15 protein-coding genes are annotated in these 16,170 nt (G+C 72.1%); 5 read left to right on the top strand and 10 right to left on the bottom strand.

What is annotated here, in order from left to right:
* Positions 1-23: 23 nt before the first annotated feature.
* Positions 24-614, bottom strand: a complete 591-nt coding sequence (locus tag ACQEUX_RS15305) for a GNAT family N-acetyltransferase (RefSeq protein WP_433047422.1) — start codon at positions 612-614, stop codon at positions 24-26.
* Between the two features lie 305 nt (positions 615-919).
* Between ACQEUX_RS15305 and ACQEUX_RS15310 the strand changes: the two genes are divergently transcribed.
* A complete protein-coding gene (locus ACQEUX_RS15310) occupies positions 920-1,447 on the top strand; it encodes a DUF1062 domain-containing protein (protein ID WP_433047425.1) in 528 nt (175 codons plus the stop codon).
* 278 nt (positions 1,448-1,725) lie between these two features.
* Here ACQEUX_RS15310 and ACQEUX_RS15315 read toward each other — a convergent pair whose 3' ends face one another.
* On the bottom strand, positions 1,726-1,947 hold the full coding sequence (locus ACQEUX_RS15315; RefSeq protein WP_030335934.1) for a hypothetical protein: 222 nt from the start codon (positions 1,945-1,947) through the stop codon (positions 1,726-1,728).
* Between the two features lie 267 nt (positions 1,948-2,214).
* Positions 2,215-3,309, bottom strand: coding sequence for an NYN domain-containing protein (locus tag ACQEUX_RS15320; RefSeq protein ID WP_433047429.1), 1,095 nt, complete (start codon positions 3,307-3,309; stop codon positions 2,215-2,217).
* A gap of 220 nt (positions 3,310-3,529) precedes the next feature.
* Between ACQEUX_RS15320 and ACQEUX_RS15325 the strand changes: the two genes are divergently transcribed.
* Positions 3,530-5,566, top strand: a complete 2,037-nt coding sequence (locus ACQEUX_RS15325) for a glycosyl hydrolase family 28-related protein (protein WP_433047431.1) — start codon at positions 3,530-3,532, stop codon at positions 5,564-5,566.
* A 40-nt stretch (positions 5,567-5,606) separates the two neighbouring features.
* Here ACQEUX_RS15325 and ACQEUX_RS15330 read toward each other — a convergent pair whose 3' ends face one another.
* From ACQEUX_RS15330 to ACQEUX_RS15350, 5 genes are all read right to left on the bottom strand, one after another.
* Entirely contained in the window at positions 5,607-5,948 is a 342-nt protein-coding gene (locus tag ACQEUX_RS15330; RefSeq protein ID WP_203176144.1) for an MmcQ/YjbR family DNA-binding protein, read from the bottom strand.
* Positions 5,949-6,014: 66 nt separating this feature from the next.
* Complete coding sequence (locus tag ACQEUX_RS15335; protein ID WP_433047434.1) at positions 6,015-6,644, bottom strand: CG0192-related protein; 630 nt, start codon at positions 6,642-6,644, stop codon at positions 6,015-6,017.
* 14 nt (positions 6,645-6,658) lie between these two features.
* The gene (locus ACQEUX_RS15340) at positions 6,659-7,747 is read right to left on the bottom strand and encodes a cellulose binding domain-containing protein (protein WP_433047437.1); all 1,089 of its coding nucleotides are present in this window, start codon (positions 7,745-7,747) and stop codon (positions 6,659-6,661) included.
* Positions 7,748-7,814: 67 nt separating this feature from the next.
* Positions 7,815-8,864, bottom strand: coding sequence for a nitronate monooxygenase (locus ACQEUX_RS15345; protein ID WP_433047440.1), 1,050 nt, complete (start codon positions 8,862-8,864; stop codon positions 7,815-7,817).
* A 30-nt stretch (positions 8,865-8,894) separates the two neighbouring features.
* Positions 8,895-10,004 carry a hypothetical protein gene (locus tag ACQEUX_RS15350; protein WP_433047443.1) on the bottom strand — a complete coding sequence of 370 codons (1,110 nt, stop codon included), beginning with the start codon at positions 10,002-10,004 and terminating at the stop codon, positions 8,895-8,897.
* Between the two features lie 147 nt (positions 10,005-10,151).
* Between ACQEUX_RS15350 and ACQEUX_RS15355 the strand changes: the two genes are divergently transcribed.
* The 3 genes from ACQEUX_RS15355 to ACQEUX_RS15365 all read left to right on the top strand — a co-directional run bounded on the left by ACQEUX_RS15355 (position 10,152) and on the right by ACQEUX_RS15365 (position 14,116).
* Positions 10,152-11,117, top strand: coding sequence for a hypothetical protein (locus ACQEUX_RS15355; RefSeq protein WP_433047446.1), 966 nt, complete (start codon positions 10,152-10,154; stop codon positions 11,115-11,117).
* A 217-nt stretch (positions 11,118-11,334) separates the two neighbouring features.
* Complete coding sequence (locus ACQEUX_RS15360; protein ID WP_433047449.1) at positions 11,335-13,644, top strand: M64 family metallopeptidase; 2,310 nt, start codon at positions 11,335-11,337, stop codon at positions 13,642-13,644.
* Between the two features lie 199 nt (positions 13,645-13,843).
* Positions 13,844-14,116, top strand: coding sequence for a hypothetical protein (locus ACQEUX_RS15365; protein ID WP_433047452.1), 273 nt, complete (start codon positions 13,844-13,846; stop codon positions 14,114-14,116).
* A 41-nt stretch (positions 14,117-14,157) separates the two neighbouring features.
* Here the strand turns inward: ACQEUX_RS15365 and ACQEUX_RS15370 are convergent, their stop codons facing one another.
* Positions 14,158-14,721 (bottom strand): hypothetical protein, encoded by a 564-nt coding sequence (locus tag ACQEUX_RS15370; RefSeq protein WP_433047455.1) that lies wholly within the window; start codon positions 14,719-14,721, stop codon positions 14,158-14,160.
* A 54-nt stretch (positions 14,722-14,775) separates the two neighbouring features.
* Positions 14,776-16,044, bottom strand: a complete 1,269-nt coding sequence (locus ACQEUX_RS15375) for an Nramp family divalent metal transporter (protein WP_433047458.1) — start codon at positions 16,042-16,044, stop codon at positions 14,776-14,778.
* Between the last annotated feature and the right edge of the window lie 126 nt (positions 16,045-16,170).

The following is a 16,170-nucleotide window of genomic DNA, read 5'->3' on the forward strand; positions in this document are numbered from 1 at the left end:
TGCCCGACCGGCCCGTGCTCTCCTCAACGCTCGGGATGTCCCCGGTGCGCCGCCCACTCGGGCGCAAGGATCGACATCACCGTGGCGTCAATCCAGTCGTCGCCGTCGCGCAGGACCTGCCGCAGCACACCCTCGACGACGAAGCCGACCTTCTCGTACACCCGCCGGGCCCGAGGGTTGAAGGCGAAGACCTCCAGCGAGATGCGGTGCAGGCCGAGCGTCTCGAAACCGTGGCCGACGACCAGGCGTACCGCCTCGGTGCCCAGGCCGCGGTCGCGGCCGGCGGCGGTGAGCAGGGTGCGGAAGTTGCAGCTCCCGTTGGCTGGGTCCCAGTCGTTGAGGACCACCTCGCCGACGCAGGCCCCGGTGGCGCGGTCCACGACCGCCAGGTCGAGTCGGTCGGTCTGGGCGTTGCGGCTGCCGTACCAGGAACGCATCCGCTCCTCGTCGGGAGCGTCGTCGGCCGGGCTGCCGGTCAGCCGGGCCACCTCGGGGTCGGCCACCGCCGCCCGGAAGGTGGCCAGGTCGTCGTCGACGAAGGGACGCAGGATCACCCGCTCGCCGATGAGGGTGGGCTTGATTGAGAAGTCAGTGGTCGCCTGGTCGCTGGGCATCGACTGATCCTCGGCGTGACGCCGGCCACAGGCAACCCGTTTCCGGCTGTCGGCCGTCGGCGTCGCCGGGGCAACTGTCCCGCCACCCGGGCTCCTGAGGCGCACGCGAAAACCAGTGGAGCCGCGCCGCCGCGGCCATTACCGTGCTGCGGAACCAGGTCGTCTAGGCAAGGACGTGCCGTTGTACACCCTGTGAGACCTCCCGAGCGCTGATCTCGCGCGTCGCGCATGTGCGCCGCGCTCCTTCTTGCTGCGGACTTCTCACTGGAAACCGGTGTACCTCTGTGCTCATACATTGGGCCGTCGTGCCCACCTGCCTGCCACTCGTTCATCGCCGTTGCCACGCGTGCGCGTCCGAACGCCTTCGGCCGAGCGGTAAGTTCCGCGTCAACGCCAACCACAAGCTCCTCGACGCCTGGCTTCTCGCGCTCTGCACCGCTTGCGGGGAGACGGCGAAGCTCACGGTCCTGGAGCGGATGACGGTGCGCTCCATCCGACCCGAACTGCTGGACCGGCTGCACGACAACGACCCTGGCCTGACCGCTGAACTGCTCCAGGATCCGGCCGTGCAGCGCCGTAATCGATTCGACCTCGACTGGGACGACGCCTGGCGTCTCGACACCGGCGGATCAGATCACCTGGACCGCGACATGATCGACGTCGCGGTCCGCTTCGCGGCACGGATCCCGGTCCGGCCGGCGCGACTGATCGCTGAAGGTTGCCTTCTGTCGCGCGCCGAGGTCGACAGACTGATCACGGAAGGGAAAATCGTGTCGGCAGTCCGGCTGGGCGGCAAGCTCTCCGGCGACTTCACCTTCACGCTCAAGCGCTGAACTTCCTCGGCGACCAAGGGCCTGTCCGGCATGATCAGCCGGGCAGGCCCATCCGCGTCCTGCTCCGAGGAGGCGTCGTCCGGCCCCGGCCTGACGGCGGGGACACGGAACGCACGCGCTATCCCTTGATCAAGGAGAAGCGGTGACTCACGAGCCGTACGCCGTTCTGGCAGGGTGACGCGCGAGCGCCTTCGGTGGATGGGGGCCGAGCGCCGGGCCGGCCGGCGGCCGCGCCGGGCTGGAGCCCAGGAGCGTTGCCGGCCCGGCCCGGTGCCGGATCAGCGCTGCTTCAGCTCGCGCCAGGAAGGGTGGGTGCCGCGCCACGCGTCGGCGAGAATGGCCGCCGAGGCCCGGCTGGGGCACTGCTGCACCCGCTCACGACCCGACGCCCCACCGATCTGGGCGCGGACCTCCCAACCCTGCCCGTCAGTACGGATATACACGTCCCTGCGCCCGCGCGGGGTCGTGTCTCCGTTCCACCAGTGCTCCTCCACCTTCATTCGCCGACCGTATAGCAATTCCCGCGCCGAGGGTACGGCGCAGGAGGGCTCATACTGGGACAAGGGCCACATTCCAGACGTATTTCGGGCCAAGCGTTGGCAGTTCGAAACCACAACGGCGGCGCTCCCCCCTCCTGAGTTGCAGATCAGGAACGCCCTACCCACCATCCCTGCCGATCAAGAGGTTCGCGTCACGGAATCGCGCTCCCGATGACGCAAAACCTCTTGATCAACACCCAGAACGGGGGCGGGGGCGCAGAACGGGGGTCAGGGATTGGTTGTGAGCAGGTAGTCGTCGGCTTCGGGGCTCCACCGTAGGTCGAGCACGCCAGCGGTGGCGGCGGCCTTGCAGAACTGGAGGAAGCTGCGGTAGCCGAGCTTCTTCTCGCTGAAGTCGGGACGGGCCCGGCGCACCTGGTTCTTCAGGCCGGACAGGGCCACCGGGTTGCCGGCGCTGCCCAGGTCCGCCACGACGCCCCGGAGCAGGCCGAACGCCACCTCCCGGTCGCCGTGCTCGGGCAGCGAGACCTCGGGGTCACCCTTCGCGGGACCCTCGGCCAGCTCGATCACGTTGCGTTCGGCGAGATGGCGCAGCAGTTCGCCGAAGGTGCGGAAGCCGTAGTCGGACTCGCTGAACGTCGGGTCCTTGCGCAGCAGGGTGCGCTTGAGTCGGGAGGCGGTGACCTCACCGTTGGCGCTGCCCTGCAACCCGGCGACCGACTGGGCGACCAGCACGGCGAGGGTGTCCACGTCGCGGCCGGGCTCCTCCCCCGCCGGCCTGCGGCCCACCTCCGGCTCGTGCTCCCGCTCCGGCTCGGGCGGTCGCTGGTCCGGGCCGGCCTGCCGGCCGGTGGGACGAGCGCGCCGGCCACGGGCCGGTGGGATGTCCACGCCTTCCAGACGGTCGTAGTAGAGAAACTCGTCGCACGCCGGTGGAAGCAGCGCCGACGTCGACCCCTCGACCCCGACGCCGATGACCCGCTTGTTCAGCTCGCGAAGCTTGTGCACCAGCGGAGTGAAGTCGCTGTCACCACTGCAGATCACGAACGTGGAGATGTAGTCGCGCTCGAAGGCCAACTCGATCGCGTCCACGGCCATCTTGATGTCGGCGGCGTTCTTACGGGACGCGCCCATCCGTTGCGGGATCTCGATCAGCTCGACGTGGGACCGGGTGAGCATCCGGCGATCCTCGTCGAAGTAGGACCAGTCGGCGTAGGCCCGGCGCACCACGACCCGCCCCCGCTCGGCCAACGCGTCGGCGATGGGCCGGAAGTCGAAGGCCCCGCCGTCACGGTGGTCGCGTGCGCCCAACGCGAGGTTCTCGTAGTCGAGGAAAAGGGCGATCCGGTCTTCTTGATCCACGCGAATCAGCCTACGCCGGCCGCGGGCAGGCTGGTGGCAGGCGACGCGCGACACCTCAACTCGACGACCGTCCATTTCTTGCGGGCTGATTGTCGCTTCTTTTCGCTGTTCGATTGCCGTCTTGCAACGCAGTGTTCGGCGCTGGCATCATAACGATCAATGTCGGGCGTCGGGGGCGCCGGGCGGACCTCCCACCACCACCCACTGAGGAGGGTCACCGATGTTTCGGACCATCATGCCGGCACGGGGACGCCCAGGCCGGCCGGCCGCCACCGCAGTCGCGCTCGCGACCGGCCTCACCATGCTGGTCGTCGGCCCGAGCGTGGCCGTCGCCGGCCCATCCGTGTCCTCCGGCGCGACGCCGGTGGTCACCCGGGCCGCCCTCGATCCGGCGCTGGTCGCGGGGCGCGGCGCCAACGTCGACTTCGTCGAGCAGGAGGCGGAGAACGCCCGCACCACCGGCGAGATCATCGGACCTGACCGGTCCGCCTACACGCTGCCCGCGGAGGCTTCCGGCCGCCGGGCGGTCCGACTCGCCCCCGGCGAGTACGTGGAGTTCGTCCTGCCCAGCGCGGCGAACGGGATCACCGTGCGGTACAGCATCCCGGACGCACCACAGGGCGGTGGGATCACCGCCCCACTGCGGGTCGCGGTCAACGGCAAGCACGTGCGCACCATGACGCTGACATCCGAGTACTCGTGGCTCTACAACCAGTACCCGTTCTCCAACGACCCCCAGGCCGGGCTGCTGCACCCGGACTGGTGGATCACCGAGTGCCAGTGCGTGCCGTCGGCCACCACGCCGTACCCCAGCATCAGCACGCCGTTCCGCCCCAGCCACTTCTACGACGAACAGCGGCTCCTACTCGGACGCACCTACCGGGCCGGTGACAAGATCCGGCTCACCGCGCCGCCCGGCAGTGCCGCCGCCTGGACGGTCATCGACCTGCTCGACTCCGAACTGGTCGCGCCCCCGCGCGTCCGGCTGCTCGCCGCGAACGTGCTGGCCTTCGGCGCGGACCCCACCGGGCGGCGGGACTCCGCCGACGCACTGGACCGGGCCATCGCCTTCGCCCGGCGTACCCACCTGACGGTGTACATCCCGCCGGGCAGCTACCAGGTCAACCGGCACATCATCGTCGACGACGTGACCATCGAGGGCGCCGGCAGCTGGCACACCATCATCAAGGGCCGCGAGGTGGCCCTGCCGAAGCCCGCGCCGGACGGCTCGGTGCACACCGGCGTCGGGTTCTACGGCCGGGACGCCGCCGACGGCGGCAGCCGCAACGTCCACCTCTCCGGCTTCGCCATCGAGGGCGACGTCCGGGAGCGCATCGACACCGACCAGGTCAACGCGATCGGTGGCGCGATGAGCGACTCGACCGTCGACGGGCTCTACCTGCACCACACCAAGGTGGGCCTGTGGTTCGACGGGCCGATGCGGAACGTCCGGGTCACCAACAACATCATCGTCGACCAGATCGCCGACGCACTCAACTTCCACACCGGTGTGACCGACTCCGTCGTCGCGCACAACTTCGTCCGCAACACCGGCGACGACGGCCTGGCGATGTGGTCGGAGAAGACGGCGAACGCGCGGAACACGTTCGACCACAACACCGTGCAGTCGCCGACACTGGCCAACGGCATCGCCATCTACGGCGGTACGGACACCACCGTCTCGCACAACCTCATCGCCGACCCGGTCCGCGAGGGCAGCGGCATCCACGCCGGTTCCCGATTCGGCGCCGAGCCGTTCACCGGGCACCTGCGGTTCACCAGCAACACCACCGCCCGCGCCGGCACGTACGAGCTGAACTGGAACATCGGGCTGGGCGCGATCTGGATCTTCGCCCTGGACCGGAGCATCGACGCGAGCATCCAGGTGACCGGCGACACGTACCTCGACAACACGTACAACGCGATCATGCTGGTCAGCGACTGGCCGGTGAAGGACCTCTACTCGATCACCAACGTGCAGTTCCGGAACATCCGGGTCGACGGCACGGGCACCTCGGTGGTCAGCGCCCGCTCGGCGGGGTCGGCCTCGTTCGCCAACGTGGACGCGCGCAACGTCGGCGCGGTCGGCGTCAACAACTGCGGCTCGTTCCACTTCACCCCGGCCGGTTCGGAGTTCACCCTGACCGATCTCGGCGGTAACGACGGCGGGTGGCTCGCCCCGTGGCTGCTGCCCAACACCATCACCTGCGACGACCGGCCACCCGTGTCGCCGCCCCCGCCTCCGGCGAGCTGGTGAACGTGGTGGGCGGCCCGAGGAGTCGGGCCGCCCACCGTCGTCAGCTGCCCAGCCGCTGCCGGGCCAGGAACTTCGGCACCACCATCCGCCACGCCTCGGTGACCAGCTCGGTCATGTACCCGTGGTCCAGTCGTGCAGTGTGGCAGCACACCCAGTGGAAGCGCAGGTCGGCCTCTCCCGGCAGGAAGAACAGCTCCGGCTCGGCGGCGACCAGCGCGGCCCGCTCCTGCTTCGGGAACCCGAAGCCCATCGTTGCCTCGTCCCGTGAGAACGCGACATAGACGATCGACCCGACCCGGAACTTCACCCTGTCCCGGATCAGGTGCTCGCTGCTGCGCGGCAGCGTCCGAGCGAGAGCCCGCACGTCGGCGACGGTGACCATGTCCCGACCGTAACGGGCGGCCGGTCCGCCCGGCGACCGCGACCGGCGGACCGGGCCGCCGTAACGTCAGCGCTTGCGGGCGTACGCCAGCGGCACGCTCATCGGCTGCCCGTTCCAGCTGCCGAGCAGGGTAGGCCCGGCGGCGTCGGCAGCGCCGGGCCGGCGGACGACGACCAGCTCGACGGCATCGGTGCTGATCAGCGCGGCGTCCTCGTCGACCACCCGTCGCACGGCCCCGACCGGGGGCACGGCGGCGTCCCCGGCGTCGCTGACGACGACCGTCACCGTCGGCTCACGCACCTCGCGCCGGCCGTCGACCTCGAAGTACTGCTCGGCCTGGCCGGTGCCGGCGAGGATCGCGTGGGCGAGCGCGGCGGCGTACACCGGGTCGGCGCAGGCGTCGTACACCCAGCGCGTGCCGAGCACCGAATGCTCGGTGGTGCCGACCAGCCATTCGTCGGCAGCGTGCAGGGGCGCGGCACGGTAGGTGAGCGGGACCTGATGGACCGGCCCATCGGCGGCGCCGACCAGCATCGTCTCGATGCCGACCTCGCCGGTCGGGTCGTCGAAGCGGTATGCGCCCCGGCTCACCAGATCGACGCCCGCCGGCCCGGCGAACCAGGGTCGGCCGGGCAGCCAGGCCGCCAGCAGGTCGAGCTTCGTGGGACGCAGGGTAGCCCGGTGCAGCAGTGCCATGACGGCAGCCTAGATCAGAGGCCGGTACAGGGGTTACCGCCCACCGTGCAGGCCTCTGGTTCCCTGGCCTTCGGCCGGTTGTCCCGCACGTCGAAGTGGAATGTCTGCGACCCTCCGGCCGGTACGGCCGCCCCGGTGAAGGTGACCGCCTGGCCGGCCTGTCGCCAGTCCGCGCCGTCGACGTCGTCGACGGTGCTGCCCTCAGCGAGGTTGACCACCACGACCCAGTCTCCCACCGGTGTACCAGCAGGGTTGGTGACCACGACTCTGCCGGTGTAACCGAACAGCCGGCTGGAGTCGGTGTCGTAGCGGGCTGTCAACGGCGGCGGGGCCGCCGGTGCCGACGTGGCGGGCCGCGACGGCTTCACCGACGGGCTCCGGCTCGGGCGCGCGGTCGTCGACGCGACCGTCCGCGACGGGCGCACCGAGGTCGTCGCCTGTGGCGTGGCGGCGGGCGCGGAGGCCGTCATGGACAGCGACGACGACGGCGCCGAGCGCGGCGCGGCGCTGTGGTTCGACTCGGCCGGCAGTGCCACCCACGCCGCCACTCCTCCGACGACCGCCACTGCGACCAGCACCGCGACTATCTGGCGGCGACGCTGGCGGGCGCGGGCGGGCCCTTTGCCGAACGCGCCGATCAGCGGCAGTTCGGCGGTCATCCCGCCGTCGCCGCGGCGGAGGTCGACCTGCTGGAAGGCGAGCCAGTCGAGAATGGCCGGCAGCCGCACGGTCAGCGCCTGCCGGAGCTGCTGCTCGCGTGGTTCGTGCTGCTCGGCGGACCACGCGCCGTGCGTCGTGACCTCCCGTACCTCCAGCCGGCAGCCCTGCTTCGTGGTGGTGACCACGCAGGTCAGCTCGCTGAGCCGGCCGGCCTCGTCGCAGGCCAGCACGAGGAGTTCCGGCACCTGCCGCTCGGTCACCTCGACCTCGACGTTGGCCTCGAAGCCGGGCAACCCGGCCGTGTGCAGCAACAGCCGGTCCGGTACGCCCTCCACCGTCTCGGCCTCGGCGAACCACCGGCCGAGCAGCTCCCGATCCGTCAGTGCGAGCCAGACCCGGTCGGGCGGATGGGACAGGTCGACCTGCGCGCCGATCTCGATCACGGCGAGACTCTAACGGGTTTCCCGCCCGGCCTGTCCCACCCGCCCGTGCGGACTGCCGGTGCCCTGGTCAGCCCCAGCGGGTCGACCGCTCGACCGCCGCGGCCAGCGCGGCCCGGGCGCCCGCACTCACCTCGGCGACCACCTGGGCCGCCGGCAGGTCCCGGGCCAGCGGGTGCGCCTGCCCAGCCCACAGGTTGGCGACCGACGCGTCCCCCTCACGCCGGGCGGCGGCGAGCAGCGGACGCGTCAGGTTCAGCACCTGGGGGTAACCGCTCGGTGCCGCCGCGTCGTGCTGGCGCAGGAAGTCGTTGGCCACGCCACGGGCCCGCTTGCCGGTGTACGACCGAGTCAACGCCGTCGGCGCGGCACCGGCCACCGCCGCCCGGTGCATCGGCGAACTGCCCGCCTCCGGGCAGCGCAGAAAGGCCGTGCCGAGCTGTGCGGCGGCGGCACCGGCGGCCAGCACCGCGGCCACCGCAGGCCCGTCGACGATGCCGCCCGCGGCCACCAACGGCCGGTCGCAGCGGGCGGCGACCAGCCGGAGCAGCGGCAGCAGCGCGTAGTCGTCGTCGTCCGGCAGGCCACCGCGATGCCCACCCGCCTCGGTGCCCTGCACCACCAGCGCGTCCACGCCGAGTTCGAGGGCTGCCGTCGCGGCGTCCGGGCGGGTGATCGTGGCCCACACCTCGGTGCCCCGCTCGCGCAGGGCGGCCACCGCTGCCCGGTCGGGCAGCCCGAACACGAAGGACACGACCGGGACCGGGTCCGCGAGCAGCGCGGCCAACTTCTCCGGGTACGCGTCGTCCCCGCCCACCGGCTCGCCCAGGCTCACCCCGCGCTCGGCGGCCTGCGGGGCGAGCCGTTCGGCGTACGCCTGGATGGCGGCCTCGTCGACGACGCCGGGGTCGGGCAGGAAGACGTTGACGCCGAACGGCCGGTCGGTGCGCGCGCGAACCTCAGCGACGTCGGCGACCAACCGCGCGGTGTCGATCATCCCGGCGGCCAGGAAGCCCAGCCCACCGGCCGCGGAGACGGCCGCCGCGAGCGCCGGCGTGGACGGGCCGCCAGCCATCGGGGCGGCGATGATCGGGTGACGCAACGTGGACAGCACGGACATGCACCCATCCTGCCGCACCGCCCTGTTCGCTCACCGGCGCGCGGTATGCCTCCACCGCAGCACACCGGCCACCCCGAGCAGCGCCAACAGTGTCCCGGCGCCGGCGGCCAGCGGCCAGGTCCGGTTACCCGCGTCGCTGGCCTCCCCGGCGGCCGGACGGACCGCCGGGGACGTCGCCGAACCAGCGGACGCTGTCGGTACGGCGCTGGCCGTCCCGGCCATGGCCGGGTAGCGCAGGATCGTCGGACGGGTACCCGGCGGCTGGTCGGCGGATTCCGAAACGGTGAGCAATGACCGGCCGTCGCGACTGTAGGTGATCGACTCGCCCTGGGGTTCGTCCGGCAACGGGGTGATCCGCGGCGTGCCGGAGGTCAACGCGGCGACCACATCGGCATCGGGCACGTCGTACTCGAAGGCGTCGGCGTAGCTGCGCAGCACCACCCGACGCCCGTCCGGCGCGCTCGCCGCCCCGGTGATCACACCGCGCCCGAGGAACGAGAACGGGTTGCTGGTGCTGGTCGTCGGCAGAGTGACCTGCCCGACCGAGGCGAGCGGCGTCGTCGCGCCCGGCCGCAGCGCGGTGGTCGGCGTGTACAGGAAGACGGTGCCGCTGCCACCCTTGGTGATGATCAGCGGCCGGCCGGCCGCGTCGAGCAGCAACGCCTCCGCGTCGTGCGGGCGGTCCGGGTACGACAACCGGTGCAGCACCGGCTGGTCCGCCCCCGGCGCGAGCCGCCACACGGCGATCGTCGGTCGGGAGCGGTCGTTGTCGCCGATGTCGGCGACCCAGATGGTGCCGTCCCGGCCGATGGCCAGGTCCTCGGTGTCGCGAGGCCGGGACGGATAGGCGACCGTCCGGACCACCGCGCAGCGCTGGTCGAGGAAGAAGATCCGGCGACGGGCCTCGTCGTCGGCGCCGTCGTTGATCACCACGTACCCGTCGTCGGTGGCGGCCATCCCGGAGATCTCGCGGAGCCGGTCGTCACGCACCTGACACACCGGCGTGCCAGCCGCCGCCGCGCCCGCCGCCGCACCCGGCGTCAGTGCCACGGCCGGTGCCACCACACCGGCGAGCAGGGCGGTCAGCGCCGCCCCCGCACGGGCACGCCGCCCCCAGGTCAACCGCCCGCGTACCCGCATCGTCCACCCTCCTCGTCGCGGCCGTGACCCGGCCACCCGCCCATCCTGGCCGATTCCGACCACCGGCGGTGGTCATCACGGGTACGCGCCCGCAGCCTCTGTCGATGTAGTCTCGCCCCGCCTGATTCCGGATCCGAAGGGGTGGACATGTCCGCGACCGTCACCTCCGTGGCCCGCCGGTTCGGACAGCTGCCGCGCGGCCTCCTCGGCCGTCCGAGCAGGGGCGCCGCTGTTGTCTGGGTGCCGCTCGCCGCGGTCATCTGTGGCCTCTTCAGCGGCGCGTTGGCCAGCCGGGCGGCCTGGGAGACCTCTCGACCCCAACCCGACCGGGCCGAGGCCGCCACCATCCTGACCACGGTCTTTCCCGGGCACGACCTCGACGAGATCGACACCCCGCCCGCGCTCTTCGTCGTCTACGGGCACGCGCTACGCCTGAACACCGTCAAGACGCTGTTGCTCGGTGACGGCGGCGAGTATCAGGAGAGCGCCACCGGGGCCGCCGCTTTCGGAGCGCCGCCGGTGCCCGCCGAGCAGATCGTCGCGGTGGCCCGGGAACGCCTGACCGGTGCCGGCTGGCGGGTGTACGACCCGCAGGTGTCCGATGGCATCAGCTGCGCGGACAAGACGTGCGCCACCCCGCAGGCGATCACCGACACGACCCTGATCGCCCGACGTGGCGACACCATCCTGAACGCCTCGGTCTCCTCCCAGACAGCCGTCGACGCCACCTACCTGGCGGTCGAGGTGCATCGCGCGCCACCGCCGGCGGTGGTCCCCGCCGGGGTGCTCGGCACGCTGCTGGGCGCGGTGGCCGGTTGGCTGGTCTTCGGCTGGGCCAGCCGACGCACCGAGGGACGCCGTAGCCACGGCGCGGTGAACGTCCTGTTCGGTGTGGCCACGGTGTTGTGGTGGCTGCCGGTGCCGCTGGTCGCCCCGTCGCTGCTGCACCACCACCTCGGCGAGCCACACCCGGCCTGGCACCCGTTCTGGGAGTGGCTGGGCCAGCCGGCCGCCTCGCTGCTCTTCGTGGTCGGCGCGGTGTCCGCGCTGCTGGCACTGGGCCTGGCGGCCCTGCCCCGCCGAGACCGATCCCCCGTCACGCTGGCCAGCTGACGCGCCCACTCACCACATGGAATCGACGCCCGTCGAACCGTCGTGCGTTCCATCGCATGGTTGATCCCTCTCCTCGGCGGTCGTCCAAGGCCTCGGCCGGCGGAGGGTTACGCGCCGGCCGGCGCCCGGGTACGGTCCAGAATTGCCACGATCAATGCGTGTGCGGACGACGGCGGGCTCCTGTCCGGCACCGTCCGGCACACGGAGGGGAGCCCAGGTGCGGATCAGAGCGTGGTTGTGCGTCGCGGCGATGCTCGCCGCGGGGGTGGTGGCCGCCACACCGGCCGCCGCCGCGGCGGCCGACAGCGCCACCGTGGTGCCGATCCAGGTCACCGGGGACCCGGCGAAGCGGTTCAACCTGGTGCTGCTCGGTGACGGCTACACCGAAGCCGACCTGCCCACCTTCCGGTCGCACGTGGATCGGCACCTCAACACGTTGTGGACGATCGAGCCGTTCAAGTCCTACCGCAGCTACTTCAACGTCTACGCCGTGGAGATCGTCTCCGCCGAGTCCGGCGTGGACTGTGATCCGGGCCTGTCCGCGCCGCAGCGGAACACCGCGTTGGGCATGGGCTTCTGGGGTGGCTGCAATCCGGCCAGCGTGCAGCGGCTGTTGACGGTCAACGGCGCCGCGGCGAACGCGTACGCCGACCTGGCCACCGGGACCAACCGGGGTAACCGGCAGCTGATCGCCCTCGCCAACAGCGGCACGTACGGCGGCGCGGGCGGCAGCAACGCCACCGCCTCCGGGGGCAACGCGCTCTCCGCACTGATCAGCCCGCACGAACTCGGGCACTCCCTCGGCGGGTTGCAGGACGAGTACGACTACTACGGCCGTGGGGTGCCCGGCGACACGTACACCGGGCCGGAGCCCGACTCGGCACACCACACGGTGCTGACCGAGCAGCAGATGCGCGAGACGCGGGCCAAGTGGTGGCGCTGGCTGGGCGAGCCCAGCGAGGCCGGCGGGAAGATCGGCCGCTACGAGGGTGGGTTGTACCTCCAGCACGGCGTGTGGCGGCCGAGCCAGCACTCGATGATGAAGTCGCTGGGCTTCTACTTCGACCAGGTCGGCCGGGAGCAGATGACCGAGCGGATCGCCGACCGGGTCGGCATCATGCAGGGCGGTACGGCCACCGAGCAGCCGGTCGGCGCGGACCGGGTGCTGTGGGTGGACACCCTGCACCCGGTGAGCCACGCGCTGGCCGTCACCTGGTCGGTGGACGGCAAGGCGGTGCCGCGTACCGGTAACGCCCGTCACCTCGACCTGCGCAAGCTGCGGGTGGCACCCGGTCGGCACACGGTCACCGCCACGGTGACCGACCCGACCCCGTTCGTCCGCGACCCGGCGATCCGCAACTCGGCCGCGCTGACCCAGACCCGCTCCTGGACCGTGGACACCGGGGTGCGCACCCCGCCGGTGGCGGCGCCACTGGCGATCACCGGGTCCACCGCGACCGACCGACCGGTCGGCGCGGGTGACGTGGTGTACGTGCAGACGAGCCAGCCCACCGATCGCGTCCCGGGCGTCCGCTGGTCACTCGACGGCCGGCCGGTGGCCGACGCCGGCAACGATCGGGACCTGGACCTGGACACTCTGCGCCTGTCGCAGGGCACCCACCGGCTGACCGCACGGGTCAGCGACCCGGCGACCCGGGAGGCGGTGACGCGCACCTGGACGGTCGACGCGACCAGCCCCGACGTCGGGTACGCCCTCTCCGAGCCGCTGCTCACCCTCACCCGACCCGGCCGACCCACCGAGTACGTGTACAACGGCCCGTTCACCATGGGGTTGACCGGCACGGACGACAGCGCCGGGCAGGTCACCTCGGAGTTCCGGCTCGACGGCGACGGGTGGCACAACTACTACGGCTGGCCCACCGACGCCAGGTCGCCCTTCCTGTTCACGGCCACCGGCACGGATGTGGACGGCCTGGTCTACGGCAACCTCGGCTCGGGTGGTCTGTCGCTGTCCCCGTTCGCCGAACGGTCCCCTGGCTACGGCAGGCACACGATCGAATACCGGGGCATCGACGCGGTCGGCAACGTCGGCGCGGCCCGCGCATTCGTGGCCACGCTGATCCCGCCACCGCCGGCCTGCACCCGGGTGGTCTCCGGCCGGCACGCCGGCACGCTGGTGGTCACCGCCGGTGTCACCTGCCTGCGCGAGGCGACCGTGTCGGGCGGGGTCACCGTCCGGCCTGGCACCACCCTGGTCGCCGAGCGGTCCTCGATCGCCGGGAGCCTGGTATCGGCCGGTGCCACCGCCGTCGAGCTGCTGAACACCGACGTGCGGGGCGCCGTGACGCTGACCGGCACCACCGACCACGTCACGGTGGTGGGGGCACGGGTGACCGGTCGGCTGGCGTTGGTCAGCGCAGGCACCGAGACGGCGCCCATCCTCGCCGGCAGCCGGGTGGGATCGCTGGCCTGTTCCGGACCGGCCCCGGTCGATCTCGGTGCCGCCACCATCGTGCTCGGTGCGACCTCCGGCCGGTGCCACCTCGGGTCGAGGCCTGCGGCCTGACACCGCCTGCCCACGTCGGGGGGTCGGCGCGGGCCGGCGCTCGCGCCGCCTCTCCCCCGGGCTCCCGCGCCGGTTCGACGCCCTGGCCAGGCAACGGCCGAGAAGAACGACCAGATCGTGGCGCTCAGGCGTGACTGGAACGGTGACGGGTAGGCAGCGGCCCGGCGGCATGTCGACACCCGCCGGGCAGGAGGCTGCGATGAGCACGTTCCCGGACGACCAGGACGACCTGGCTCCCACGCCGGAGGCGGACGCCCTGGAGCAGCGGCAGGATGCCGTCGACTACGGGCCGCCGGACCGAATGTCAGGTGATGTGGACCCGGAGGCGTCCGAGGCCGATCTGGCCGAGCAGGGATCCCTGCCGGCGGGCACGCTCGAGGACGTGACGTCGCTGCCGGCCGACGCCAACCCGGCGGACGCCCTCGAACAGCGCCAGGAGATCCCCACCCGCGACGAGGGCCGGCGAACGTGACCCTGCCCGGGCACGGCCGGCTGAGCCGCGCCCGGCAGGGTTCAGTCGAGTTGCCGCAGTCGGCGGTTCCACCAGCCCGGCCGGCGACGCGCCATCTCGCGCAGCCGCCAGTGCTCGGCGTGCTGGCCAACGATGAACAGCGGCACCAGGCCGAGCGCCAGCAGCGGCAGGTAGCGCGGCGCCGAGCGGTTCTCGCGCAGGAGTGCGCCCAGCGCCGCCGCTCCCGACACGTACAGGATCGGGTTGTAGTACCGCATCAGATCCGGCCCCAGCCCTTCGCACTCGCGCAGCCAGGGCAGCCCCAGCCGGGTGCGTCGGTGCGGCCATCCCTGCAGGTGGGCGATCACCGCGGCCAGCCCGGCCCCGTTGCAGACGGCGAACACGACATCGCCGGACGCCGGACGGGTGCCGGCCGCACGCCACACCGTTCCCGCAGCTAGGGCCCACAGCCCGGCGGCGGGCACCGGGCCCAGGACGGAGGCCGTCGGCATGCCGACGCCGGCGCCCAGCTCGAAGAAGACGTGCGCCGCCAGGCCCGCCGTGGCGAGCCTGGTCAGCGGCCGGCGGCCCAGCGGATCCACCCACCCGATGCGATACGGCCCCACGACAGACTCCTTCCGCGGTACGGACGCTCAGCCGGTGACGCTTGCCCCGCCGACTCAGCCGGTGACGACCTGCCAGAGCAGGAAGGCGTTGAGCGCTACGACCAGCAGCGCCACCAGGGACGCGGCGGCGGTGGTGAGCGGGTGGTTGACCAGGTTGCCCATCAGGTCGTGGCGGCGGGTGAAGGCGACCACCGGGATCAGCGCGAACGGGATGCCGAAGCTGAGGATCACCTGGGACAGCACCAGCGCCTGGGTCGGGTCGAGACCGATGGCGAGCACGGCCAGAGCGGGCAGCAGGGTGACCAGCCTGCGCAGCAGCAGCGGAACCCGCCGCCGCAGGAAGCCCTGCATGATCACCTCGCCGGCGTAGGTACCGACGCTGGTGGAGGCGAGCCCGGAGACCAGCAACGCGACCGCGAACCCGAACGCGGCGGCGGTGCCGATGGTCTGACCGAGACCGGCGTGCACCCCCTCCAGGCTGTCCGCGCCAGCCGGGCCGCCGCCACGGAAGCTGGCCGCGGCGATCAGCAGCATGGCGAGGTTGACCGCGCCGGCCGCGCTCAGGGCGAGCAGTACGTCGGTGCGCTGGCCGCGGAACAGTGTCCGACGCTCGGTGTCGTCGGCAGCGGGGATGCGGTCGCGGGTCAGCGCGGAGTGCACGTAGATGACGTGCGGCATGACGGTGGCGCCGAGGATGCCGGCGGCCAGCAGCACGCTGTCGGTGCCCTGGAGCCGAGGTACCAGACCGGCCATGGCGGAGCCGGGATCGGAGCCGGAGGCGAGCAGGTTGGCGGCGAAGGCCAGGACGATCACGCCGAGCAGCACGGCGATGGCGATCTCGAAGGCGCGGTAACCGCGCGAGCGCAGGGCGAGCACGGCGAACGCGGCCGTGCCGATGATGATCCCGCCGGGCAGCAGGGGGATGCCGAAGAGCAGGTACAGGGCGACCGCGCCACCGATCACCTCGGCCAGGTCGGTGGCCATGGCGACCAGTTCGGCCTGCACCCACATGGCCCGGTTCACCGGCTTCGGCAGGCGTTCCCGGCACAGCTCGGGCAGGCTGCGCCCGGTGGCCAGACCCAGCTTGGCGGTGAGCGTCTGCACCAGCATCGCCATCAGGTTGGCCACCACCACGACCCAGACCAGCAGGTATCCGTAGCGGGCTCCGGCGGCGGAGTTGGTGGCGAAGTTGCCGGGGTCGACGTAGGCGACGGCGGCGACGAACGCCGGTCCGAGCAGGATCAGCCGTCCGCGTACCCGACCCCGGGCGCGGGCTACCTGTAGCGGCGTCGCCCTCGATGTCGTCAGTTCGTTGGTGACCATCGAACACCTCCCGTCCGCACGGATCGCGTGCTCTCCCCTTCCCGACCTGGTGACCCGTGGGTGCCAACCCCTGGCCTGCCGGTGCCAACGTCGCGACCCGTTCGGGTGACGTGCCGCGTCGCCCTT

Origin of the sequence: Micromonospora sp. CA-259024 (assembly GCF_050936255.1) — a bacterium.
Classification (GTDB): Bacteria; Actinomycetota; Actinomycetes; order Mycobacteriales; family Micromonosporaceae; genus Micromonospora.

Coding starts and splice junctions, on each gene's coding strand:
- ACQEUX_RS15305 (WP_433047422.1), bottom strand. CDS start 614: ATGCCCAGCGACCAGGCGACCACTGACTTCTCAATCAAGCCCACCCTC.
- ACQEUX_RS15315 (WP_030335934.1), bottom strand. CDS start 1,947: ATGAAGGTGGAGGAGCACTGGTGGAACGGAGACACGACCCCGCGCGGG.
- ACQEUX_RS15325 (WP_433047431.1), top strand. CDS start 3,530: ATGTTTCGGACCATCATGCCGGCACGGGGACGCCCAGGCCGGCCGGCC.
- ACQEUX_RS15330 (WP_203176144.1), bottom strand. CDS start 5,948: ATGGTCACCGTCGCCGACGTGCGGGCTCTCGCTCGGACGCTGCCGCGC.
- ACQEUX_RS15335 (WP_433047434.1), bottom strand. CDS start 6,644: ATGGCACTGCTGCACCGGGCTACCCTGCGTCCCACGAAGCTCGACCTG.
- ACQEUX_RS15345 (WP_433047440.1), bottom strand. CDS start 8,864: ATGTCCGTGCTGTCCACGTTGCGTCACCCGATCATCGCCGCCCCGATG.
- ACQEUX_RS15350 (WP_433047443.1), bottom strand. CDS start 10,004: ATGCGGGTACGCGGGCGGTTGACCTGGGGGCGGCGTGCCCGTGCGGGG.
- ACQEUX_RS15355 (WP_433047446.1), top strand. CDS start 10,152: ATGTCCGCGACCGTCACCTCCGTGGCCCGCCGGTTCGGACAGCTGCCG.
- ACQEUX_RS15365 (WP_433047452.1), top strand. CDS start 13,844: ATGAGCACGTTCCCGGACGACCAGGACGACCTGGCTCCCACGCCGGAG.
- ACQEUX_RS15375 (WP_433047458.1), bottom strand. CDS start 16,044: ATGGTCACCAACGAACTGACGACATCGAGGGCGACGCCGCTACAGGTA.